Below are 25,522 nucleotides of genomic sequence, written 5' to 3' on the forward strand. Positions count from 1 at the left end.
TTATCCTCTACATAAAAGCCGTTGGATTATTAAATGAATAAATAAAAATCCCAATTTTTATTAGGTTTGTATGTTAAGTGGATAAAATGTAAGAGTTTTTGCCGTTTTTGATATGTACGTGTCGCAAAAGTACGAAAAAAAACTCAACGAACGAAGAAAAGAATAGAAATTTAGTACTTATTTTCAAGTTTTATTTTCTCTTTTTTTGATAATATCTTTTACATTATCTGGCGTTGTAGATGGTAATAACATCGTAGAAATCAACGATTTGATAATTGTCGATATGTTTTTTAATTGCGTCGTTTCATTGTCTTTGTTGGTCGTTTTTTTAGATGTATTTAATAAGGAATCTTTAGGCAATGTAGCCTTATAATTCGCCCAACACGCAGCAGCCATACGTTTTATCTGTGCAAGTCGTCCCTGCACATCTTCTTCCTGCTTATATTGAGTATAAATCTTTTCAGCATTCATATATTGATCGTATGCTGGTTTCCATGATTGTAGAAACATATTGCATAGGCCTAACCGATAATAGACATCGCCTTTCTCACGTTCATAACATACGGTTAATGTTTTCTCATAGTAGGGGATGGCTTCCTTATACTTCTTTAGATAAAAGTTGCTTTCAGCCGTAGTATAATAGTAGACTGAGCGTTCATGGGGAGCGAACAATTCCAATTTGGGCATGACACTTTCCAAATATTTAGCTGCTGCTTCATAATCCCAATCGTGGTAATAGCATAAGCCAATATAAGCCTTGAAACGTTCGTTAAGCTTATATTCTTTATCTAATCGCTGAAAGATAAGCAGAGCTTCATGATACTTTGCTGAAGTAAAGTATTCCAGTGCTTTTCCCAATTCTTCAGCATCCTTACTCTTCTGTGCAGATGCAGGGATAGAAGTCGTTAGGAATAGCAGAAGCGTTATGATTAATTTTCCTGTTATTCTTACAGCCATATTATCTCCTTTACAATCTCCTCGCCATATTGTGCAAGGTCAATATCAATCAGAACCTTTCCTTTTTGGTGATTTTCGTGTGAGTCACCCATAGTCTTTTCAATCTCTTTCAGGCATTGTTTTACTTGATTGAGTGTCCATTCAGTTTCAAAAGTTCCTATACAATTCAAGAATTTGTCAGACTCTATTCCAATTGCTTCAGTCCATTGGGGCTTAGAGAATTTGACACCCTCGAAACATTGTTTTAAGAGTGTCTGTGCTTTGGAAATATTCTCTTCTTGATTAATATTTGAACCAAGTGCGATAATTATCTTCATAAATACAAAGTTACGTATAAGTTTTGAAATCTTTGTGAGATTTAAGATAATTCACTTTGTATTATATAATAAAACATGTAATTTTGCCGTTATATAATCTAAAAGAACTTTTTATGAAGCGATATATCTTCCTTATTCTCTCATTCCTCTCTATATTACCTGGCGTTGTAGCTGGACAAGCAAGGTGGAATCAAGTTTATCAAGCTTATATTGATCAGTATAAAGACATGGCTATTGAGGGTATGCTGAAGTATGGTGTACCAGCAAGTATCACGCTTGCACAAGGTCTGCTTGAGAGTGGAGCTGGGCGTGGTAGACTTGTACTCCTTGGTAATAACCACTTTGGCATTAAATGTCATGGTTGGCTGGGTCGTACGATTTCGCATGATGATGATGCAAAAGGAGAATGTTTCCGTGCGTATGATAGTGCGTTAGAAAGTTTCGAAGATCATTGTAAGTTCCTCCGTGATCGTCCACGTTATAGAAGTTTGTTTAGTTTGGATAGAACAGATTATCGTGGTTGGGCATACGGATTGAAGCGAGCTGGCTATGCTACGAATCCTGTTTATGCACAGAGTCTGATAAATATCATAGAGCTTTATAAGCTTTACGAATATGATAATGCGAATCATTATGATCGCTTCATGGCTCATCACAGTGGTGAAAATACTACCATACGAGGTGTTGAAAATGAACGTTCAAACCCTGTTCAGGTTTTAGGACCTCATTCTATAAATAAATATAATGAAAATTACTATATCATTGTAAGACAGGGAGATTCGTTTAAGTCTTTAAGTAAAGAATTAGAGATTGGTGTGGGTAAATTGGCAAAGTACAATGAGCGTGATAAGCATGACCGTCTTATTCCGGGTGAGTATATCTGGTTGAAGAAGAAACAGAAGAAAGCACCGAAGGAGTTTAAGAAACGCCCATATTACGTAGGCAAGTCTGAGAGCTTATACGATATTGCACAACGATATGGTATCCGTTTGAAGAGTCTCGTAAAAAAGAATAAAACGATTGCTGAGCGTGGCTTGAGAATTGGGGATCAAGTGACATTATATTAAATGCAGAATGTGTTTCTGATGGTCTATTAGGCTTAAAACAATTTTTAAAACACTTACAAAACGCCCTTGCGTATCTATTCTTAGATAAGCAAGGGCGCTTTTTTTGTTGCGAATTATCTTTACATTATCTTTAATTTTCTTTGCCTAAGAAAGAAGGAAATATGCGTTTCTAACGATGCTTGTAACTTGTTGCTTATAAGGTGGTTACAACGCTGTATGATAAAAGGTGCTTAGTTAGCCTTCAAAAGGGCGTTAGTTAGCCTTCAAAAGGGCATCTTTTAGAAGCTAACTGGGCGTCTTTTTGAAGCCAATTAAGCGTGAAATGATTTTCGTTGTTTGAATATTCTTTACAAAGCGTCGTCACCATTACTTGCTTTTTCAGAGGTAGGTACCTTCGTGACATCTAAGCTTTGTACACTCCGCAATCATCATGTTGTCTGTATCATAGTCAATAAAATTGTCTGCCTTTCTAACTCGGTGTAGCCTACTACACTTTTGTTACAAAGACAGACAATTAACTTGATAAGTAAAATATGTTCAATCTCAAATAATAGATTGATACGTATAAACTAATTAGAAATCAGTCAGACAAGTATCCAAAGCTTTGGTGATAGCCTCTTTATCAAGGTCTTGACCAATGAATACTAATTTCTGCATTCTGTCACCGTATGGCTCCTCCCAATCCTTCTTAAGTTTAGGATTATTCTCAAGGAACTCACGTAATTGGAATTGTGGCATAGTTGCATACCACTGACCAGCATTGCGAAGGCTTACTTGCTTACCAGCCTGTTCAAAGACATAACAGATATCCTTCTCGTTAGCGAAGTAGCATAGTCCCTTACAACGGATAATCTGCTTTGGCCACTGACGTGCAACGAAGTCATCAAAGAAGTTAATGTCGAATGGACGACGTGCATAGTAGACAAAGGTTTGGATGTTGTATTCCAAAGCCTCACCGCTCTCTTCGTTCTCCAAGCCATGATGATGGTGGTGGTGATGGTGGTGATGCTCATGATGGTCGTCGTCGTGGTCGTCATGGTCGTGATGATGGTCATGTTCATCATGTTCATCATGTTCATGTTCTTCCTCTTCATCCTCGTGACCTTCAATTTCGGCAATCCATGAAGCGGAGGTCGCAACCTTGTCGAAATTGAAGTCGCCAGTGTTGATAATCTTGTCTAAATCAACATCGCCATAATTACATTCGATAATCTCAGCCTTTGGTTGAAGTGAACGGATAATCTCCTTCACCAATCCTAACTCTTCCTTGTTGACATCATCAACCTTGTTTAGAAGGATTATATTGCAGAACTCAATTTGCTGGATAAGCAAGTTCTCAATGTCATCTTCTTGCAAATCCTTCTTCAGAAGGTCGTTACCAGCTGAGAATTCGTCACACATACGACGTGCATCAACAACAGTTACGATAGCGTCGAGTACAGCCTTACCATTCTTTGCAAAGTCTGGATACATCTGTGGATAAGCACAGATAGTTTGTGCGATTGGAGCTGGCTCGCAGATGCCGCTCGCCTCTATGACGATATAGTCAAAATTCTTCTGTGAGACGATTTCATTCAGTTGCTGCACTAAGTCCATCTTTAACGTGCAGCAGATACAACCATTCTGAAGAGCAACGAGCGAATCGTCCTTTTGATCAACAACACCGCCTGCCTCAATGAGGTCGGCATCAATGTTTACTTCGCCAATATCGTTGACGATAACGGCAAACTTAATACCTTTTTTGTTGGCAAGAATCTTGTTTACTAAAGTAGTCTTACCACTGCCTAAATAACCCGTAAGCAGGAGGACAGGAGTCTCTTTTATTTCCATTTTATATTTCTTTTGTTTTATATTTCTAAGACTACAAAGTTACAAAAAAAAATGCCAAGTGTACTGTTTCCGAAAGTGAAATGTTTTCTAAATAACATTTCTCGTCTCTTTCATACTAAAAGAATGTTTATGACTTCCTATCATAGTCGCTCTTAAGGAAATGAGGTTTTTGCATGTTAATAAAAGGATGGAGCATTGCTTTATCCAATAGCAATGAGTTCAATCTCAAAAATCAATGTGGAAAAAGCAGGAATGTCACCATCACGCTTTGTGCCATAGCCCTCTTGATACGGAATATATACACGCCAATAATCGCCTTTATGCATTGCACAGAGTGCTGTTTGAAATCCCGGAATCAATTCGTTCACACGGAAAGCTTCAGGGATACCCCGTTGCCAACTATCGTCGAACACCTTACCCGTTATAAGGCTACCACAATAATGGCAAGTGACAATGGAGCGTGCTGTCACCTTACCTTCACCGCTTCCTTCCTTGATGATCTCGTAAAGCACACCATTTGGAAGTGACTTCACTCCTTCTTTTTGGCTCAGTTCTATGAGGTATTCCTTGTTCTTTAATTTATATTCTTGTTTCTTTCCCATATGGTTTAATTATCTACTTGTACACGTTGTACACGCAAAAGTAGTGAATATCTTTTGATTTTACGATTATTTCAATTACTTTTGTTTCGGCATAGTATTTGTTCTATAGCTTATAAACGTAAGATATGAATTTTGATAAAATAGAGAATGATGCACGTCGGGCAGAACTGATCCGCGTGTTGGGGCATTCAATAGAGCGATTGTCATTGGCTGAGTTAGAGGCATTGTATTACGACCTTGTAGCTAAGGATTACATCCGAGAGTAGTAAGATGCAGTTGATGGATAACTGGAACAAGGAGATTCTTCGCCTTGCCATCCCTTCTATTATAAGTAATGTGACGGTTCCACTGTTGGGTCTTGTCGACTTAGCAGTAGTGGGTCATATCGGTAATGAAACCTATATCAGTGCGATAGCAGTTGGTTCAATGATATTTAACGTCATCTACTGGCTGTTAGGATTCCTACGTATGGGCACGAGTGGTATGACTTCACAGGCGTATGGTAGACAAGATGCGCAGGAGTGTTTGAATATTCTTATACGCACGCTGATGATAGGGGTGGGTGTGGGAATTGTCTTTGTTATAGCACAGCGTGGGATAGAGTGGAGGATGCTCCGCTTAATGAATACACCGAAAGTCTCCTGGCATTATGTAGCCATCTATTTTAGGATTGTTATTTGGGGTGCTCCTGCTATGTTAGGACTCTATGGGTTGACGGGATGGTTTATTGGGATGCAGGATACGCGTACACCGATGATGGTGGCAGTACTACAAAATGTCGTTAATATCGTTGCCTCCCTGTTCTTCGTATTCGTCCTTGGTTGGCAGATTAGTGGTGTTGCTGCAGGTACAGTTATAGCTCAGTGGGCAGGGTTTGTAGTATCTTTATATGCTGCAAACAAGCGAATAAAATCTGGAAAAGAAGAAGGGTTGAATTCAGATATAAGTAATAGTGAGTTCCTACGGTCAACTTTTCGTCGTGTCTTGGCAATGCAAGGGGAGTGGAGTGAGTTCTTTCGTGTGAATAAAGACATCTTCCTGCGAACACTTTGTTTGGTGGCAGTAAACTTCTTCTTTACTTCAGCTGGTGGGAAGCAAGGTGCAATGATGTTGGCAGTCAATACATTACTGATGACATTGTTTACGCTATTCTCATATATGATGGATGGCTTTGCATACGCAGGCGAGGCTTTAAGTGGCAAATATTATGGTGCTGGGGATAAGATAGGACTACATATAACGGTTCATCGGTTGTTTGGCTTTGGCTTCGTAATGGTGCTAATGTTTACGACTGTTTATGTTTTTGGGGGTGTTGATTTTCTGCGTCTTCTCACAAGCGATACAGCTGTTGTGGCAGCAGCACAACCTTATCTCCTCTGGGCATACCTTATTCCACTGGCAGGAATGGCAGCTTTTGTGTTAGATGGGGTCTTTATTGGACTGACAGAAACCAAAGGAATGTTATTTTCAACAGCGATGGCAATGGTAACATTCTTTGCGGTTTATTATCTGTTCTGTGGTGATTATGGCAATAACGCCTTATGGATAGCGTTCTTATCGTTTCTCGGTATGAGAGGTGTTGCGTCTATTCTGTGGGCACGTCGCTATTTAGTAATTTTTTAATGAAAACGATTGTAAGATGGGATTTGTTTGGATAATAGTCTTCATTCTCGTCCTTTTAACAGGCTGCGGATATGTTAGTTGGCATGTATGGCAGATTTTGCCCCTTGCCGTGGCTGGTAAATGGATTTTCGTGGGAGCATTGTTGCTTTGCATCGTTTGCTTCTTTACCAATTTCTTTTGGGTCTGGATAACAAGCCGATGCCTGTTGCGGTAATGCTGTATGAGCTTGGTAACTCTTCAGTATTCATCGGTCTGTATTTGTTACTATTTTTCCTTGTGCTTGATTTAGGAAGATTGGTACATCTTGTTCCTCGCTCGTTTCTTTATAACAGTTGGGTCGGCACGGTGTCAGTCGTGGTTATTATGACAGGACTCTTTGTTTATGGATATTTTAATTATATGCAAAAAGAGCGTGTCGCTTTGACATTGCAGTCGACTAAGTCTATGCAACGGCAGCATCGTTTAGTGATGTTAACCGACCTACATTTGGGTTATCATAATCGTGTGGATGAGTTTAGAAAGTGGGTTGACAAGGTAAACGCTGAGCAGCCAGAGGTTATACTCATTGCAGGAGATATTATTGATGGTAGCATTCGTGCATTGATAGATCAGGATATGACCGCAGAATTTCGTCGGTTGAAAGCTCCTGTTTATGCTTGTTTGGGTAATCATGAGTATATAAGTGGTGAGCCACGTGCAAAAAAGTTTTATCAAGATGCGGGTATTCATCTACTGATTGATAATCATAGTTTGGTCCCATTGGCAGGTGGAGACACGATTCTTGTTGTCGGGCGTGATGACAGGACGAATAAGAAACGTGCCGGTCTAAAGCGTTTGATGAAGTCTGCACCAAAGGGATATTATACGATTCTTATGGATCATCAGCCTTATCATCTGGAAGAGGCACAGCAAGTAGGTATAGACTTTCAGCTCTCTGGACATACTCATTATGGACAGGTTTGGCCTGTTAGCTGGATAGAAGATCTTATCTATGAGGATGCTTTTGGTCCTTTACAGAAAGGAAATACGCAATATTATGTATCTTCAGGAATGGGTATTTGGGGCGGTAAGTTCCGTATTGGTACAAGGTCAGAGTATGTGGTGGCTGATATCAAATAAGAATAAATTGTTTTGACTGTTCTGAATGATAGCTTTGTATTCTTCCATGTATATAAGATGTTTGTTATTAATGGTTTAATTATGTATCATTAAATGATATGTATAAGCAGTCTTGTCTGTTATCTGTTATGGTGATAGTGCTCCGCACATGTGGTGCTGATGGTTAACACCATTGGTGCGGGGTATGAACACCAATGGTGTTGATGGTTTAGAGTCTTGTAAAATCTCTTTTGGAAGATGTCTATTTCTTGTTAGAAAAGAATCACGTGACTATATGTGAATAGGATGGTTGGTAACAACATGATTCGCAAGATAATGAGTTCTTTTTGTTTTTCGGCAGGGGATGGTTTTTAGGGAGAATTATTCGTAATAAGCTTCAATGTAATCCTAATATGATAAGACATCCGTTATTTTGTGTTGAGGAATCTAAAAAGAAAAACAGATATTCGTTTGCGGGTATCAGAAAATAGTTGTATTTTTGCAAAGAATATATTTCGATCGATGAAATAGGAAAAGATATTCCAATGTTTTTCGTTCGTTTTTGTTTTGCTAAAATTAATGTTGATAGTTGACTACACGTTATTTGTTTAAATGAAAAAGATTATTTTCTCCCTCATAGTTACGGCTATGATTATGACTATGACAGGATGTGGCTCAAGTAAGGGCTTTACTTACTTAGAGAATGCTGATTCTATTAGCCTTGCTGCCTCACGTGGTTTGTATGATGCACGCATTATGCCAAAAGACGAATTGACAATTACAGTAAATACTACTGACCCAGATGCTGCGGCTCCTTTCAATTTACAGGTACGTAACCAGTTGGGGGGTGGCAAGCAGGTTGCTTCAGGTGGTGGTTCTTTGCAGGGCTACTTGGTTGACAACTCCGGTTTCATCAATTTCCCAGTGATTGGTAAGATTCATGTTAGTGGTTTGACAAAACCAGAGTGTGAAGACCTTATCAAGAGTAAGATTCAGCCTTATTTGGCTCGCACAGAGAATCCTATTGTTACTGTTCGTATGAGCAGCTATCATATAACTGTTCTTGGCGAAGTAGGTAATCCAGGTGTTATTCCTGTTGCAACGGAGAAGATGAGCGTGCTGGAGGCAATTGCTCAGGCTGGTGACCTTGGTGTTTATGGTAAACGTAATAACATTATGTTGATTCGTGAAGATGCAACAGGTCAGAAGCATGTCGTACGCTTGAATCTCAATGATGCAAACCTGCTTAACTCACCTTACTATTATCTTCAGCAGAATGATGTCCTCTATGTTCAGCCAAACAGTGTAAAGGCTAAGAACTCTGGAATAGGTAGTTCTACTACTCTCTGGTTCTCTTTCATCGGTATTGTGACATCAGTTGCATCGCTGCTCGTAAACGTATTGAGAAAGTAAAATACTGTTCTTAGCGAGGCTATGTTTATAGTCTTTCTTTGGATAAAATATAATATAATAGGAATGAGAATATCTTTGACATCCACGTCTTGGGTAAACCTTTGGGTACTACTAAAAGAAAGGGTGTGAGAGGTATTCTCTTTTTTTATTTTGGGTAACTGATTGTATAAGGATTATGTGTGGAATTGTAGGATACATTGGAACAAAGCGTGAAGCTTATCCTATTTTAATAAAAGGCTTACAGCGCCTTGAATATAGGGGATATGACAGTGCAGGTGTTGCATTGATAAGTAAAGGTAGGGAGCTGAATGTTTATAAGACAAAAGGAAAGGTTGCCGACTTGGAAGAGTTTTGTTCAGATAAGGACATAACAGGTTGTGTTGGTATTGCTCATACACGTTGGGCAACACATGGTGAACCTTCTTCATTAAATGCTCATCCGCATTATTCACAGTCGAAGAATCTTGCTATTATTCATAATGGCATTATTGAGAACTATGCTGAAATTAAGCATAATCTCATGGAAAAAGGAATGACATTTCAGTCAGAAACTGATACGGAAGTATTAGTGCAATTGATTGATTATATACAAACAAAGAAAAATCTTAGTTTGCTGGAAGCTGTTCAGTTAGCACTTCATCAGGTAATTGGTGCATATGCCATAGCTATACTTGACAAGCGCAATCCTGATACTATTATTTCGGCACGTAAGCAGAGCCCATTAGTAGTGGGCATTGGTGATGGAGAGTTCTTTCTTGGCTCGGATGCCAGTCCTATTGTAGAGTATACGGATAAGGTTGTATACTTAGACGATGGCAATATTGCCGTTATGAAGTTAGGAGAAGAACTGAAGGTTGTTAATATTCTAAATGAAGAACTGTCACCAGAAGTGCGTACAGTAGATATTAATCTTGGAGAGATAGAGAAAGGAGGCTTTCCTCACTTTATGCTCAAAGAGATTTTTGCACAGCCAGAGTGTTTGAAGAATTGTATGCGAGGACGTGTACATCCAGAACATACTCAGGTGACACTGAGAGCCTTGATAGATCATCGTGATAAGTTGTTGAATGCGAAGCGTATAATTATTGTCGCTTGTGGTACAAGTTGGCATGCAGGACTAATTGGTAAACAGCTGATTGAGGAGTATTGTCGTATTCCTGTTCAGGTCGAATATGCAAGTGAATTCCGTTATGGGAATCCTGTGGTTGGTGATGGTGATGTTGTGATAGCCATCTCACAGAGTGGTGAAACAGCAGATACACTTGCTGCAGTAGAACTTGCAAAATCAAAGGGTGCGTTTATTTATGGTATTTGTAATGCCATTGGTTCAAGTATTCCACGTGCAACAGACACAGGAACCTACATTCATGTAGGACCTGAGATTGGCGTAGCATCAACGAAGGCTTTTACAGGACAGGTTACAGTGTTGACAATGTTTGCGCTTGTACTTGCCAATGCAAAGGGAACTATCAGCGAAGAAGATTACAAGAAAGTGATAAAAGAGTTGGCTGAAATGCCTTCTATTATAGAAGAGGCGTTAAAGTCAAATGAGCAGATAGCAGACTTAGCACGTACGTTTACTTACGCCCGTAACTTCCTCTATCTTGGTCGAGGATATAGTTATCCGGTAGCTCTTGAAGGCGCATTGAAGTTGAAGGAGATATCCTATATACATGCTGAAGGCTATCCAGCAGCAGAGATGAAACATGGACCAATAGCTTTGATAGATTCAGATATGCCTGTCGTAGCTATTGCAACACATAATGGCATGTATGAGAAGGTTCGTTGTAATATCCAAGAAATAAAGGCACGACAAGGACGCGTGATAGCTTTAGTTTCAAAGGGTGATACAACCATCTCTAAAATAGCAGATGCTGTTATAGAACTCCCAGACATGATGGAATGTCTTGAGCCATTAGTGGCAACGGTTCCATTGCAGCTATTGGCTTATCATATTGCTGTATGTAAAGGCAAGGATGTTGATCAGCCAAGAAATCTGGCTAAGTCTGTAACAGTAGAGTAGGGAGAGGTGAGTGGTTGATACCAGGCATTATAAGGCATAGTCTGTGTATTTATTCTTAATGAATATAACGAATGCACAGGCTGTGTTACTCCTAATAAAGTGAAGTTTATATTCATCTTCCTTTTATTAAGGGAGATATGAAGATAGATATACGATTTTAAAAGTAAAAGAAAGACAGAAAACCTTATCAATGGAAAAGAACATTCATGAAGACTGCGGTGTGGCAATGATTCGATTGCTGAAACCGCTTGAGTATTATCAGGAGAAGTATGGCACCTGGATGTATGCACTTAATAAACTCTATCTGATGATGGAGAAACAGCATAACCGCGGTCAAGAGGGAGCTGGTATGGCTTCTGTTAAGTTAGACTCTGAGCCAGGTAATGAATATATGTTCCGTGAGCGTGCAGAGGGTAAGAATGCTGTCGCTGAGATTTTTGCCAATGTTCATGAGCGTTATAAGGATTTCTCGCAGGAGCAGTTGTCTGACGTTTCTTTTGCTAAAACAAATCTTCCCTTTGCGGGAGACCTTTATATGGGCCACCTTCGGTACTCAACTACCGGCAAGAGTGGCCTTTCTTATGTTCATCCTTTCTTACGTCGTAATAACTGGAAAGCAAAGAATCTCTGTATGTGTGGTAACTTTAATATGACTAATATTGGAGATGTCTTTGAGATTCTGACCGAACAGGGACAGTGTCCACGTATCTATAGTGATACGAATATTCTTTTGGAATTGATGGGACACAGACTTGATCGTGAGGTTGAACGTAACTTCGTGGATGCACAGAAGTTAGGTTTAGAAAAACGTGCTATCACACATTATATTGAAGAGAATGTGCAGATGAGCAATGTTCTCAAGACAACAATGCAGCACTTTGATGGTGGATATGTTATCTGTGGACTGACTGGTTCTGGAGAGATGTTCTCTATCCGTGACCCATGGTCAATTCGTCCAGCTTTCTATTATAAGAATGACGAGATTGTAGTCTTGGCAAGTGAGCGTCCAGTTTTGCAGACTACATTCGACCTTGAGTGTGATGATATCCAGGAATTGAAACCTGGTCAGGCATTGATCGTTAATAAGCGTGGTGAATGTTCATTGCAGCAGATTCTTGACCCTAAGAGTAACTCAGCTTGTTCTTTTGAGCGAATTTATTTCTCACGTGGTTCAGACCGTGATATCTATAAGGAGCGTGAAACATTAGGACGACAGTTAACAGAGCCTGTTCTAAAGGCTGTTGACTATGATACAGAGCATACGGTGCTCTCGTATATTCCTAATACAGCAGAAGTAGCATTCTATGGTCTTGTTCATGGTTTTAAGGAGCAGATTGATAAGAAGAAGATAGAGCAAATAGCATCTTTAGGCTCTAATGCTTCACCAGAAGAAGTCTATCGGATTATTCATCAGGATGTACGATCAGAGAAAGTAGCATGGAAAGATATTAAGTTGCGTACCTTTATTACGGAAGGCAATTCGCGTAACGACCTTGCCTCTCACGTCTATGACGTTACTTACGAGTGTATTAAACCCTACGAGGATAACCTTGTTATTATTGACGACTCTATCGTACGTGGTACAACATTGAAGGAGAGTATTCTCCGTATCCTTGACCGTTTGCATCCAAAGAAGATTGTGGTTGTGTCCAGTGCGCCACAGATTCGCTTCCCTGATTACTACGGAATTGATATGTCGCATCCAGAAGAGTTCTGTGTTTTTCGTGCAGTAATCGAGTTGATTCGTGAACGTGGTCTGGAAGATCTACTTCGTGAAGTTTACGAGAATTGTAAGAAAGAGTTAGCAAAGCCTAAGGGAGAGCCAATCTTCAATGCTGTTCGTGCCGTTTATAAGCCTTTCACAGTAGAGGAAATTAATAGCAAAATCGTTGAAATGTTGCGACCAGAAGGTATGACAACACCTGTAGAACTCGTGTTCCAGAGTGTGGAGGGATTACATAATGCAATACCTAATCACCCAGGTGATTGGTATTTTACTGGAAACTATCCAACTCCAGGTGGTATGCGATTGGTCAATGAGGCCTTCGTAAGCTATTATGAGCGTGAACATCTAAATACAGTAAAAGCGTAATAACCGCTTGTCTGTAAATTATCATCATGAAAAAAAAGAATTATTTTCATGAAAGGAAAGATTTCTTTTCACGATAAAAAATATTTCTTTTCATGAAAAGAATTTTCAATCCAACAATACTATAAGCAATGAGGAACGTAACTTTAGTCTTAAGTGACGGAACAAAATTCCATGGAAAGTCGTTTGGATACGATGCCCCAGTAGCTGGTGAGGTGGTTTTCAACACTGCGATGATGGGCTATCCAGAGAGCTTGACTGACCCTTCATATGCGGGTCAGCTACTAACAATGACCTTCCCATTGGTAGGTAACTATGGTGTACCACCTTTTACTATTGAGGAAAGTGGTATTCCAACCTTCATGGAGAGTGATAAAATCTATGTCTCAGCCTTGATAGTGTCTGACTATACAGAGGAGCATTCACACTGGAATGCTGTGGAGAGTCTGGCTGACTGGCTGAAGCGTGAACATGTACCAGGTATTACTGGTATTGATACACGTGAGCTGACTAAGGTTCTACGTGAGCACGGTGTGATGATGGGTAAGATTCTCTTTGATGATGAACCTAATAATATCCCAGAGGCTAATTACGAGGGAGTAAACTTTGTTGATCGCGTTTCAACAAAAGAGATTATCCGCTACAACGAGGGCGCTGGTAAGAAGGTTGTCCTTGTTGACTGCGGTGTGAAAGCCAATATTATCCGTTCATTGATTACCAGAGGGGTTGAGGTTATCCGTGTACCTTGGAACTATGATTACACTGGTATGGATTATGATGGCCTTTTCCTCGGTAATGGTCCTGGTGACCCTGATATGTGTAATGATGCTGTTGAGGTTATTCGTAAGCAGATGAGTATGAGTAAGAAACCTATCTGTGGAATCTGTATGGGTAATCAGTTGCTTTCAAAGGCTGCAGGAGCAAAGATTTATAAGTTGAAATACGGTCATCGTGGACATAATCAACCTGTTCGCATGGTAGGTACTGATAAGTGTTATATCACCTCGCAGAATCACGGTTATGCGGTTGATGCTTCAACATTAGACAAGGATTGGCAGGAACTCTTTGTTAACATGAATGACGGTAGTAATGAGGGTATTCGTCATAAGGAGAACCCTTGGTTTACCTCACAGTTCCACCCAGAGGCTTGCTCTGGTCCGGTTGATACTTACTTTATGTTTGATAAATTTGTAGAAACACTGAAATAATGAAAGACGAGTCAATAAAGAAAGTCCTGATTCTTGGTTCAGGCGCATTGAAGATTGGTGAAGCAGGAGAGTTTGATTACTCTGGTTCACAGGCGTTGAAGGCATTACGCGAGGAGGGTGTTTCTACTGTTTTGATTAACCCAAACATCGCAACAGTACAGACATCTGAGGGGGTAGCAGACCAGATTTATTTCCTTCCAGTTCAACCTTACTTTGTTGAGCGTGTTATAGAGAAGGAACGTCCTGATGGAATCCTCCTGTCTTTTGGTGGTCAGACAGCACTAAACTGTGGTGTTGAGTTGGATAAGACAGGTGTTCTGAAGAAGTATAATGTAAAGGTTTTAGGTACCCCTGTTAAGGCAATTATGGATACTGAAGACCGTGAACTCTTCGTTGAACGACTCGATGAGATTGATGTAAAGACAATCAAGAGTGAGGCATGTGAGGATATTCAGCAGGCACGTGTGGCTGCAAAGAACCTCGGTTATCCTGTTATTGTTCGTGCTGCATACGCATTAGGTGGTCTTGGTAGTGGATTTGCCGATAATGAGGAAGAATTGAATACACTCTGTGAGAAGGCCTTTTCTTTCTCTCCTCAGGTGTTGGTTGAGAAGAGTTTGAAGGGTTGGAAAGAGATAGAGTACGAGGTTGTTCGTGACCGTTACGACAACTGTATCACAGTTTGTAACATGGAGAACTTCGACCCACTGGGTATTCACACAGGTGAGTCTATCGTTATTGCACCATCTCAGACCCTTTCTAACAGCGAGTATCATAAGCTTCGTGCACTGTCTATAAAGATAGTACGTCATATTGGTATTGTTGGTGAATGTAATGTTCAGTATGCTTTTGACCCAGAGAGTGAAGACTATCGAGTTATTGAGGTAAATGCTCGTTTGTCACGTTCTTCAGCTCTTGCCAGCAAGGCAACTGGTTATCCTCTTGCTTTCGTTGCTGCTAAGTTGGGTATGGGCTACGGACTCTTTGAGTTGAAGAACTCTGTTACAAAGACTACATCAGCTTTCTTTGAACCAGCACTTGACTATGTAGTCTGCAAGATTCCACGTTGGGACCTTAGTAAGTTCCGTGGTGTGGATAGGGAGTTAGGCTCAAGTATGAAGTCTGTCGGTGAGGTAATGGCTATTGGTCGTAACTTTGAGGAAGCCATTCAGAAGGGACTTCGTATGATAGGACAGGGCATGCATGGCTTTGTTGAGAACAAAGAATTGCAGATTGACGACCTCGATGCTGCTTTGCGTGAACCTACCGACAAGCGTGTGTTCCTTATTTCTAAGGCGATGCACAAGGGCTATACGGTTGACCAAATTCACGAACTAACCAAGATAGACCGTTGGTTCCTTAATAAACTCAAGCATATCATAGATATTGATGAGGAACTGAAGACTAAGAATATCAACACACTTGATAAGGAACTTCTGCGTACAGCAAAGGTTTATGGCTTTACAGACTTCCAAATCGCACGTGCTGTTGGTTTGGAAGAAGAGTGCAAGAAGATGCACGAAGCTATGAGAATCGTTCGTCGTTTACGTAAGAGCTTTGGTATTCTTCCTGTTGTTAAGCAGATTGATACGTTGGCTGCGGAATATCCAGCACAGACCAATTACCTGTACGTTACATACGCAGGTGTGGCTTCTGACATTACATTCTCTAATGATCGTAACTCAGTTATCGTACTTGGTTCAGGTGCTTACCGCATTGGTAGTTCTGTAGAGTTCGACTGGTGTGGTGTTCAGGCATTGAATACCATCCGTCGTCAGGGCTATCGTTCTATCATGATTAACTATAACCCAGAGACTGTTTCAACAGATTACGATATGTGTGACCGTCTCTACTTCGATGAGTTAACATTCGAACGTGTTATGGATATCATTGATGCAGAGAACCCACATGGCGTGATTGTGTCTACTGGTGGTCAGATTCCAAATAACCTTGCTATGTATCTTGATGAGGAGAATGTGCCAATTCTCGGTACTTCTGCAAAGGATATTGATAACGCTGAGGACCGTGCTAAGTTCTCGTCTATGCTCACAGAGAATGGTATCAACCAGCCTGAGTGGAGTGCATTGACAAGTATGGACGATATTGATAAGTTCGTTGACCGTGTTGGTTTCCCAGTACTTGTACGTCCATCTTACGTACTTTCTGGTGCAGCAATGAATATCTGTTCTAATAGAGATGAGCTCACTCGCTTCCTTCAGTTGGCTGCCAACGTCAGCGAAGACCACCCTGTTGTGGTAAGTAAGTTCATTGAACATGCAAAGGAGATTGAGATGGATGCCGTTGCACAGGATGGTGAGATATTGGCATACGCTATCTCTGAGCATATTGAGTTTGCTGGTGTTCACTCTGGTGATGCTACAATTCAGTTCCCACCTCAGAAACTTTATGTTGAAACTATGCGCCGTATTAAGCGTATCAGTCGTCAGATTGCGAAGAAGTTGCACATCAACGGACCATTCAACATCCAGTTTATGGCACGTGATAACGATATCCTCGTTATTGAGTGTAATCTCCGTGCGAGCCGTTCATTCCCATTCGTTAGTAAGGTGTTGAAGCTCAACTTCATCGACTTGGCTACTAAGATTATGCTCGGTGCGCCTGTTGAGAAGCCTAATAAGAACCTCTTCGACCTTGATTACGTAGGTATTAAAGCATCTCAGTTCTCTTTCAACCGCTTACAGAAGGCCGACCCAGTATTGGGTGTTGATATGAGTTCTACAGGTGAGGTTGGTTGTTTAGGTGATGATACCTCTACAGCTTTGTTAAAGTCTATGCTGTCTGTAGGTCTTAGAATACCAAAGAAGACAGTCTTGTTGTCAACAGGTGGAGCAAAGCAGAAGGCTGAAATGCTTGATGCTGCAAAGATGTTGAAGCAGCATGGTTATGAACTTTATGCAACAGCAGGTACGTCTAAGTATCTCACGGAGAATGGTGTTGATAATACTTGTGTCTATATGCCTTCAGATGAAGGAAAGCATCCACAAGCACTCGACCTTCTACATGAGAAGAAGATAGACATGGTCGTGAATATGCCAAAGGACCTTACTCCACGCGAGTTGACTAATGGTTATAAGATTCGACGTGCAGCTATCGACCTCAATGTTCCATTGATTACGAATAGCCGTTTGGCAAGTGCGTTTATCTCAGCTTTTTGCAATGTCAATATGGATGATATTGATATTAAGGCATGGGGAGAATATTAATATTTTTATGGGGCTAAAGGAGGTTAAAGGAGTAGGAAGTGTTATCTTAACTACTTCTAACTCCTTTAATCCCTTTTTCTTTTTAAGATGATACAACACTCTATGAAGTTACTGATTTTAGTCTTTGTTACTATCTCAGCAGTAGCTTTCATGTCTTGCTCTGGCTGTTCTTCACGTGGAGTAGGGCATTATGATACGACACAGGTCGACACGATGATAGCTGTCGACCTTGACCATGATACGTCTGGTGATGGGACGTATGTCTCTTCATGGACTTATCTTAATGATTCTGCGGTAGCTAATATGCAGAGCGCACCTAACAAAAAGTCGCAGATAACTGCTTCTAATCGCATGAACATTCGTGTACGTTATCTTGGTCGTGTAGGCGTAGAAGCATGTATGATTCTTGGTGATGGAGAACAGTTTGCTGGTAACAGTTATGATACAACCAACTTCGTTCGTGTCTATGCGTATGGAGATGAGGTGGGGCGTTTCAAGTATAAGCCAGGTATCAGTAAGCAAACAGACTCTGCTTTTATCCAGAACCCAGAAACTTTTGTTGATTGTCTTCGTAAATATCGTTCTTTCAAGATTGAGACGACCACCTTTACCAGCGGAACACTTGTTTATAGTTTTGATGGTATTGCTGCATTGGCGAGAAGAAAATAGAAGTAAAGTGTTACCTTCATGATAATCTTTGTTTTAGTACGATAGTTTTGTTGATGCCTCTAAATATCAGAATGGATAATTTAAAAAAAAGTGGTATTTAAAGGATAAGGCATTATGAGAAAAGGACTTGTATTAGAAGGATGAGCTATGCGTAGATTGTTTTCTGCTGGCGTAATGGATGTTCTGCTGGCGTATAATATTTGTATGTATCAATAGCGGTAATATTATACATTCCACCTTTCACTATTTAAGAGATATTTGATACCTTTGTAGCATTGGAACATTGAAATATAGATATTGAGACAAAGATGTAAACTGTAATGTAAACCAATAATAAACATATATGGATAACTTCTTGAATAACAGTAATAAAATGAAGATACTTTTTATTTGCTTAGGTAATATTTGTCGTTCTCCGGCTGCTCATGCTGTGATGCAACACCTTGTTGAAGAACGAGGACGTGCAGACCGATATATGATAGATTCAGCTGGAATTGGTAATTGGCATGTTGGACAGTTACCTGATAAACGTATGCGTGAACATGGTAGACAGCGTGGATATAGGGTTGATCATTATGCTCGCCAGTTTAATGCACATAGGGATTTTGAGTTATTTGATAAGATTGTCGTTATGGATGAGGATAATTATCGTAATATTACGTCTCAAGCACCTAATGAAGAAGCAAGGAAGAAGGTTGTGAGAATGGCTGATTTCTTTACACAACACCCATCGGCTACTTGTGTCCCTGATCCATATTATGGTGATGCAGAAGATTTTAATTTAGCTCTCGACTTAATAGAAGACGGCTGCGAAGGGATTTTCAATACAATCTGATGTTTTTTACATAAGGTAAAAGATTACTTGGAAGAGCAATGCAAGGAACAACAATTGAACGTTAGCGAGGAAAATTTTAGAATATGCCATAAATCGGTCATTGTGTATTAACCATTAATACGCAATGACCGATTTGCTATTAAGACGAAGATCTTCTAATGGATAAAGGTGATTTTGTAAATATTTTTCTAATCTTCGATTCGTAGTGAGGCTTAATTGCATTCGAAGTAAGGCTTAATTGGCTTGCAAAAGATGCCCTTTTGAGGTCTTACTAACGCCCTTTTAAAGGCTAATTAAGCACCTTTTCTTTTGCCACTTTGTAACTCGCTTATAACAAGGGAGTTATAAATGTGATCATAAATGTTTTTTTTAGCCTTTTAAAAAGTTTGTTTTAAGAAATAATGTAAAGTAAATTCATATAAAGGCAGTGCGATTTTCAAATTATGATAGTAAGAATAAAGAGGAAGATAGTTCATATTTAGTTTTGTTATTATTGTATGTATTCATACGTTGTAATTTCCTCCTATTTATCTATTCAATACATTTTGCTGCACAATGTTTTTGTTAGTGTGCAGATTTTTGATTACCTTTGCACGTAAATCATACTATTGTGCAATGGATTCTATTAAAAGTTTCAACGCGTGTATAGAAAAGACTATTAAGGATAATTGGGATAAAGATGCTCTGACGGATTATCTTGGTGCTACACTTCAATACCATGATGTAGCACGCAAAATAGAGAAGCTACATATTCTCTTTGAGAATAGTGGTTTGAAGAAAGGTGATAAGGTCGCTCTTTGTGGCAGGAACTCTTCTTCATGGGCTGTTGCTTTCTTTGCAACACTCACTTATGGTGCCGTGGCAGTACCAGTACAGCACGAGTTCAAGGCAGAGCAGATTTACAATATTGTTAATCACTCAGAATCCAAACTCCTCTTTGTGGGCGATGTTGTTGCAACAACTATCGATGGCGAACAGATGCCAGGGCTGGAAGGTATTATCTATCTTCCAGACTTTTCGTTGATTCTTTCTCGTTCAGAATCATTGATACATGCACGTGAAAACTTGAATGCTCTCTTTGGAAAGAAGTATCCAAAGTTCTACCGTGCAGAGGATGTAAACTTTTTTAAGGATGAGGCAGACGACCTTGCATTGATTAATTATACCAGCGGAACGACTGGTTTCTCAAAGGGAGTCATGCTCAGTTATCGCTCTGTGCGTAGTAATCTTGCATGGGCAATGGCTGATATTAAGCCACATATCAAGCCAGATAGTAAGGTTCTTTGTATGCTGCCAATGGCACACATGTATGGTATGATTTGTGAGTTTATCTGCCAGTTTTGTTTTGGTAGTCATCTTTACTTCCTGACACGTCTGCCGAGCCCTTCTTTGATTGCTCAGGCTTGTAGTGACATTCATCCTGCCATTATTATGGCAGTGCCAATGGTTGTTGAAAAGATTATCCGTAAGAACGTTTTTCCAAAGGTACAGAGTACATCAACTCGTATGTTGCTAAAGATGCCTGTTGTAAGCAAGAAAGTAAAGGAAAGAATTAGGGCGATAGTTATGGACACATTTGGAGGGAATGCGTATGAGGTTGTTACGGGTGGAGCTGCTCTTAATAAGGGGATAGAAGACTTCTTGGTAAGTATTAATTTCCCGATAACAAGTGTTTACGGAGCTACTGAATGTGGACCACTGGTGACTTTCAGTGACTATAAGGATTTTGTTCCAGGTTCTTGTGGTACACCTGTTTTGAATATGGAAGTGAAGATTGTTAGTCCTGATCCTGCCAATGTACCAGGTGAGGTGATTACCAGAGGTGAGAACGTCATGCTTGGTTATTATAAGAATGAAGAGGCTACGAAAGAAGTTCTTGATAAGGAAGGATGGTATCATACAGGTGACCTTGGGACGATGAGTGCTGATGGACATTTGTTCATTCGTGGACGGATTAAGAATATGCTTTTAGGCTCTAACGGACAGAATGTATATCCTGAGGAGATAGAAGATAAGCTAAATTCTATGTCAATGGTTAGTGAGTGTATCATTATTCAGCGTGGTGATAAGCTGACTGCCTTGGTTTATCCTGATTTCGATGAGGCAAAGGAAATGGGGTTCACACAATCTGATATGCAAGAAATCATGGAGCAAAACCGTATTGAACTAAATAGTATGTTGCCATCTTTCTGCCATCTTTCTGCGATAGAGTTGCACGATGAAGAGTTTGCAAAGACTCCGAAGAAGAGTATTAAGCGTTATCTTTATCAAGAGAAGTAAAAGATACAGATGACATTTGTACGTTTTATAAGTCTTCGAGAAATTGTACAGATGCTGTCATATAATAATCGGGTAGGAGGTAGATGTTACTCATAATGCGCATTTACATCTATCCGATTTCTTAGTTTGGAATAACACCAGCTCTATAATGGAGAGTGATGCTGCTTTCCAACAATGAATTAATTTCTATTTGGCATCATGTTGTACCTTATTTAGCCTCTGTTAATACGATAGGTCGTTGTCAACAGTACATCATGTGATGAGCAAAAATACAAGGCTATATGCGTGTTATAGACGAATTATATTCTCGTCATGTGGTAACCCATTCGCTTTAATTGCATCGCTACGCCCATAAAGTACATTTGATGAAGAGCTGCCACATAGGCATGAAAGGCATCTCTGCTGCCAGGGGCTATAGGAAGATGACGGAGCAGACTATTGGTACGAGCAGCGCATTTAGCAACAATATTAGCGACTTCTTTATGCTCGTCAGCCGTAAGGAGAAGTACTTTCTCACAGATATAATCATCCATGTGGTCGTAGTCAATACGATCGCGAAGATAAGTATAGAGGTTTCCTACCTTATTATATAGCTCCCAATCTTTGTCCCAGTATTTTGCAATTGCCATACCGATGTACATCATCCAACCAAGAGACACTATGGGGTAGGCTGCAAATTCTCGCATACCATCAGGTAAGTAGGCTTCGGCAATACCTAACCATTTCCCTTCCATGTCAGTTGTGTCTGGCAAGATCTCGTCTACAAGTTCCTTCTCTTGTAGATAAGTCGCCAAGTCTTCTTTGAATTTCTCTTCAAATGGATATCTTAGTTGTTCGTCTTGCATTATGATGAATCTTTGATTATGAAATTATGCTTATCTCCCTTTGTAAGGACTATTCTGACAACTTTTTCTTTACTTCTGCAAGTGCAGCAATCCAGTTGGTGTCAAGTGAGAACTGAGTAAGATAGTCCTCACTGTTGAAATATACCAATACAAGGTTCTTGTCTGGATCATTATAGAAAGGGTGGTTGATACTCGCATCACGGAATATTTTGAGGATTTGCTTTTTCCTCTTTTGTTTGTTAGCACGTGCATATTCCTTTGTAAAGAGATTAACATACTCATGCATGTAATAAGCCATGGAATCAAGTTGAGCATTGAGATGGGCAATTTCTCTGTTAGATAGCTGCTTTGTTGTATCAACGATAGCTGATAATGTACGAGTATTAAGGTAGGTGATTGCATCAACTTTGAAAGAAGCTACCTTACGAACGTTTACATCCTCTTTGCTGTCAGTAGCAATCTTGTAAGCACTTGTATATAGTTGTTTCGATACACGCTCCTGCTGAGCATTTGCCGTAAGCACGGATACGAGAAAGAATGAAAGGGCTATAATTTTATTTTCATACGTTTAAATTTTAATCCTCGTGTTGTTTTAGTTTTATTTTTGACGTTATTGAAGTCTTTTGGTTTAATTCTTACAGTCATATATTGAAGTATATATTGCAGCATTAGACTTTCGTTTATCTTACTCTGTCCGTATTCTTACGTGCAAAGTCTTTCCAAGAACCATAATGCTTAGCATCCGTTGCAGGACGATCCATCTGTAGGAAGTGACAATAAGCAGCTGCAACGGCATCAGTCGCATCCATAAAATGAGGCATTTGGTCATCACGTAGATGAAGAAGTTTTTGTAGCATACCTGCCACTTGCTCTTTAGAGGCAGAGCCATTTCCTGTGATTGCCATTTTAATTTTCAGTGGCGCATACTCTTGAATAGGGACATCATGGTTGATGGCTGCTGCAATGGCGACACCTTGTGCACGTCCGAGTTTTAACATTGACTGAACATTCTTTCCGAAGAAAGGTGCTTCGATGGCGACTTCATCGGGTAAATATTCATCAATAATACCAGTTACCCGCTCAAATATTCTACCTAATCGGAGATATACATCACACTCCTTACGCATGTCAATGACCCCCATTACAACAAGTTCGGCTTTGTTCCCGCAGACACGTAATACACCATATCCCATGACATTCGTGCCAGGGTCGATGCCGAGTAGTATCTTTTCAGGTTGTGAACTTTTTGTTTTCATCTTGTGGGGATATTTGTTTTAACGGTCCATGTAAGGGTTATGAGCAAGCTCGAAGCCGATAGAAGTCTGTGGACCATGTCCTGGATACACAACTGTCTCATCAGGTAACTGCGCAAGTTCTCGAAGACTACTGATAATCTGGAACATATTTCCACCTGGGAAATCGGTGCGTCCTATACTTCCTTTGAACAATGTATCGCCAGTGAAAAGGACATTTTCTTCTGCACAATAAAAACATACAGACCCACCAGAATGTCCTGGAGTACGCATTACCTTGAAAGTGTGAGAGCCAAAAGATATTGTTTGGTTCTCTGCTAACTTCAATTCGCCTGCTGGTAAGTCATTGTTCAGTTCCATTCCAAGCATTTGTGCTGCGGCCTGCTTAGGATTGTTCATAAAGACAGCATCACCCTCTGCAACCTCAGGTTGAAGATTAAAGGCTGCAAGTAGAGCTGCATCACCAAAGTGATGGTCAAGGTGTCCATGAGTGCCAAGGTTATGAACAGGAGTAAGTCCTTCTTCTTTGATATAATCAATGATTGCGTTTCTTTCGCTTTCAGTAAGTGCACCGCAGTCAATGATAACACATTCTTTGGTCTCGTCGCTGACAACGTAACAGTTTTCTTGGAGAGGGTTTACCTCAAAAGTATGGATGTTAAGCATAAGTGAAATTCGTGTGTGTAATGGTTGATAATTGAGATATGTTGTGCTATTAGCGTGTGAACAGAGTTATCCTGGTACGTAAATAAGGTATTTCTCCTTAAACCACTCTTCGTCAAACCATTGTGATAATTCGGTTTTCTCAGCAATGTTCTTGTATGTTTTTAATTCTTTATCAAGGTTGCCACCTTTCAAAACAATGACACCATTTGGTAAGACATTATGCTGATCTGTTGCAATATTCTTCTTAATTATCTTCATCAAATCAGGCAATGGCATAACAGCACGTGATACAATAAAGTCAAACTTACCTTTCTCCTCTTCTCCACGTATGTGAGCTGGGAGGACATTGTCAAGTCCGATAGCATCTGCAACTTCTTGTGCCACTCTTACTTTCTTTCCTGTACCATCAATAAGTTTGAAGTTAGCTTCAGGGAAGAAGATGGCAAGTGGAATACCAGGGAAACCGCCACCAGTACCAAAGTCAAGAACATTAGTACCCTCACGGAAGTTTATGCATTTAGCGATTGCCAATGAGTGAAGGATATGATGCTCATAAAGATTATCAATGTCTTTGCGTGAAATGACATTGATTTTAGCATTCCAATCATGATATAAAGCATCGAGTGCTGCAAATTGTTCTTCCTGTTTTGGAGTGAGATCGGGGAAGTATTTCTTTATTATTTCAATCATAATCTTTTTGTATAGGGATTAGTGGGGGGGTAAACGGAGTGAAAAGATCAAGTTAATTGTCAATAGCCACTCTAACTTCTTTCTGATTGATTTCGCCAGGTGTATAGATAAACACCGTTGAGTCATCAGTGAGGATGAAGTTTTCTGTAGGGTAGGGGTCTATACCAACAAAATAACCTTTTGCTTGTAACCCTGTTATATCGTCGTTTTCAAGATCCTCTCGGTCAGCTATGCGCGCAACAATTTCCTTTGTTAGCTTTTCTTTGTAGTCATCACCAAACTGCTCCTGCAGCGTGATAAGATGTCCATTTTGTGGATTGAAGTTCCGTACAATCGTATATTTTGTTAGCTGTCCGTTACCATTATTGATGGCAATATGAGATAGCGCAGTAATGTAATTACCCACAGCTGCTCTTAATTCAGTTTTAATAGTTAGCTCGCCGATAAGTCGACTCTTATCTTTCTCTCTTTGACGAACAAGTTGTGCAATCTCCATATAATCCTTTATGTACTTACGCACAAAGGCTGGGATAGCAGTTTGAGGCGTCAGTTTGTTGCTATTAATAGCGAAATAGTCTGGCTGTAAAAGCCCCATTCTCAGTAAAGAATCGTTGACAGCAGCATAATTTTTCCCTTTCAGATAGGTGAAATCAACATGCACGTGGCATTGTATTGCATCTGAAAGACGTGCTATAGTGTCTACAGAAGCCACAGCTGTCTGTATGTCCAACTTCTTTGGTGCTGATGTTTTATGTCCACAACTGCTCATAAAGAGCATTAAAATTGTGGAAAAAACAAATGTTGTAAATAACTTCTTTGTCATATATAGTCGA

The 25,522-nt window shown here is 39.9% G+C and carries 21 protein-coding genes and 1 pseudogene; 12 read left to right on the forward strand and 10 right to left on the reverse strand.

What is annotated here, in order from left to right:
- Positions 1–183: 183 nt before the first annotated feature.
- Entirely contained in the window at positions 184–957 is a 774-nt protein-coding gene (locus tag J5A56_RS10275) for a tetratricopeptide repeat protein (RefSeq protein WP_211815510.1), read from the reverse strand.
- Complete coding sequence (locus J5A56_RS10280) at positions 948–1,274, reverse strand: 2-amino-4-hydroxy-6-hydroxymethyldihydropteridine diphosphokinase (RefSeq protein WP_021673009.1); 327 nt, start codon at positions 1,272–1,274, stop codon at positions 948–950. Before J5A56_RS10280 ends, J5A56_RS10275 begins: the two co-directional genes overlap by 10 nt.
- A gap of 113 nt (positions 1,275–1,387) precedes the next feature.
- On the opposite strand from J5A56_RS10280, the gene J5A56_RS10285 reads away from it, so the two are divergent.
- A complete protein-coding gene (locus J5A56_RS10285; RefSeq protein ID WP_021673010.1) occupies positions 1,388–2,341 on the forward strand; it encodes a glucosaminidase domain-containing protein in 954 nt (317 codons plus the stop codon).
- A 573-nt stretch (positions 2,342–2,914) separates the two neighbouring features.
- On the opposite strand, the gene J5A56_RS10290 is transcribed toward J5A56_RS10285, so the two are convergent.
- Complete coding sequence (locus tag J5A56_RS10290; RefSeq protein ID WP_021673011.1) at positions 2,915–4,171, reverse strand: GTP-binding protein; 1,257 nt, start codon at positions 4,169–4,171, stop codon at positions 2,915–2,917.
- Positions 4,172–4,371: 200 nt separating this feature from the next.
- Positions 4,372–4,773 (reverse strand): FKBP-type peptidyl-prolyl cis-trans isomerase, encoded by a 402-nt coding sequence (locus tag J5A56_RS10295; RefSeq protein ID WP_021673012.1) that lies wholly within the window; start codon positions 4,771–4,773, stop codon positions 4,372–4,374.
- A gap of 125 nt (positions 4,774–4,898) precedes the next feature.
- Between J5A56_RS10295 and J5A56_RS10300 the strand changes: the two genes are divergently transcribed.
- The 11 genes and pseudogenes from J5A56_RS10300 to J5A56_RS10350 all read left to right on the forward strand — a co-directional run bounded on the left by J5A56_RS10300 (position 4,899) and on the right by J5A56_RS10350 (position 21,235).
- Complete coding sequence (locus J5A56_RS10300; RefSeq protein ID WP_021673013.1) at positions 4,899–5,039, forward strand: hypothetical protein; 141 nt, start codon at positions 4,899–4,901, stop codon at positions 5,037–5,039.
- A 13-nt stretch (positions 5,040–5,052) separates the two neighbouring features.
- A complete protein-coding gene (locus J5A56_RS10305) occupies positions 5,053–6,396 on the forward strand; it encodes an MATE family efflux transporter (RefSeq protein ID WP_036920419.1) in 1,344 nt (447 codons plus the stop codon).
- Positions 6,397–6,412: 16 nt separating this feature from the next.
- Positions 6,413–7,515, forward strand: a pseudogene (locus J5A56_RS10310) (metallophosphoesterase).
- Between the two features lie 591 nt (positions 7,516–8,106).
- Positions 8,107–8,907 carry a polysaccharide biosynthesis/export family protein gene (locus tag J5A56_RS10315; RefSeq protein WP_021673017.1) on the forward strand — a complete coding sequence of 267 codons (801 nt, stop codon included), beginning with the start codon at positions 8,107–8,109 and terminating at the stop codon, positions 8,905–8,907.
- A gap of 175 nt (positions 8,908–9,082) precedes the next feature.
- Positions 9,083–10,930, forward strand: a complete 1,848-nt coding sequence (gene glmS, locus J5A56_RS10320) for a glutamine--fructose-6-phosphate transaminase (isomerizing) (protein ID WP_021673018.1) — start codon at positions 9,083–9,085, stop codon at positions 10,928–10,930.
- 190 nt (positions 10,931–11,120) lie between these two features.
- Positions 11,121–13,022: a glutamine amidotransferase gene (locus tag J5A56_RS10325; protein WP_021673019.1), complete on the forward strand. Its 1,902-nt coding sequence runs from the start codon at positions 11,121–11,123 to the stop codon at positions 13,020–13,022.
- Between the two features lie 128 nt (positions 13,023–13,150).
- Complete coding sequence (carA, locus tag J5A56_RS10330) at positions 13,151–14,227, forward strand: glutamine-hydrolyzing carbamoyl-phosphate synthase small subunit (RefSeq protein WP_021673020.1); 1,077 nt, start codon at positions 13,151–13,153, stop codon at positions 14,225–14,227.
- Positions 14,227–17,451 (forward strand): carbamoyl-phosphate synthase (glutamine-hydrolyzing) large subunit, encoded by a 3,225-nt coding sequence (carB, locus tag J5A56_RS10335; protein WP_021673021.1) that lies wholly within the window; start codon positions 14,227–14,229, stop codon positions 17,449–17,451. Before carA ends, carB begins: the two co-directional genes overlap by 1 nt.
- 87 nt (positions 17,452–17,538) lie before the next feature.
- Positions 17,539–18,120 (forward strand): hypothetical protein, encoded by a 582-nt coding sequence (locus J5A56_RS10340; RefSeq protein WP_021673022.1) that lies wholly within the window; start codon positions 17,539–17,541, stop codon positions 18,118–18,120.
- Between the two features lie 373 nt (positions 18,121–18,493).
- Entirely contained in the window at positions 18,494–18,955 is a 462-nt protein-coding gene (locus tag J5A56_RS10345; RefSeq protein ID WP_231370835.1) for a low molecular weight protein-tyrosine-phosphatase, read from the forward strand.
- 615 nt (positions 18,956–19,570) lie between these two features.
- On the forward strand, positions 19,571–21,235 hold the full coding sequence (locus J5A56_RS10350) for an AMP-binding protein (RefSeq protein WP_021673024.1): 1,665 nt from the start codon (positions 19,571–19,573) through the stop codon (positions 21,233–21,235).
- A gap of 299 nt (positions 21,236–21,534) precedes the next feature.
- Here J5A56_RS10350 and J5A56_RS10355 read toward each other — a convergent pair whose 3' ends face one another.
- From J5A56_RS10355 to J5A56_RS10380, 6 genes are all read right to left on the reverse strand, one after another.
- Positions 21,535–22,080, reverse strand: a complete 546-nt coding sequence (locus J5A56_RS10355) for a hypothetical protein (protein WP_021673025.1) — start codon at positions 22,078–22,080, stop codon at positions 21,535–21,537.
- 49 nt (positions 22,081–22,129) lie between these two features.
- The gene (locus J5A56_RS10360; protein ID WP_036920420.1) at positions 22,130–22,633 is read right to left on the reverse strand and encodes a hypothetical protein; all 504 of its coding nucleotides are present in this window, start codon (positions 22,631–22,633) and stop codon (positions 22,130–22,132) included.
- A 127-nt stretch (positions 22,634–22,760) separates the two neighbouring features.
- The gene (gene ruvC, locus J5A56_RS10365) at positions 22,761–23,336 is read right to left on the reverse strand and encodes a crossover junction endodeoxyribonuclease RuvC (protein WP_021673027.1); all 576 of its coding nucleotides are present in this window, start codon (positions 23,334–23,336) and stop codon (positions 22,761–22,763) included.
- Between the two features lie 18 nt (positions 23,337–23,354).
- Positions 23,355–23,999, reverse strand: coding sequence for an MBL fold metallo-hydrolase (locus J5A56_RS10370; protein ID WP_021673028.1), 645 nt, complete (start codon positions 23,997–23,999; stop codon positions 23,355–23,357).
- Between the two features lie 66 nt (positions 24,000–24,065).
- On the reverse strand, positions 24,066–24,689 hold the full coding sequence (gene rsmG / locus J5A56_RS10375; RefSeq protein WP_021673029.1) for a 16S rRNA (guanine(527)-N(7))-methyltransferase RsmG: 624 nt from the start codon (positions 24,687–24,689) through the stop codon (positions 24,066–24,068).
- Positions 24,690–24,741: 52 nt separating this feature from the next.
- Positions 24,742–25,512 carry an RsiV family protein gene (locus tag J5A56_RS10380; protein WP_021673030.1) on the reverse strand — a complete coding sequence of 257 codons (771 nt, stop codon included), beginning with the start codon at positions 25,510–25,512 and terminating at the stop codon, positions 24,742–24,744.
- Positions 25,513–25,522 lie beyond the last annotated feature (10 nt).

The organism is Prevotella melaninogenica (assembly GCF_018128065.1).
Taxonomy (GTDB): Bacteria; Bacteroidota; Bacteroidia; order Bacteroidales; family Bacteroidaceae; genus Prevotella.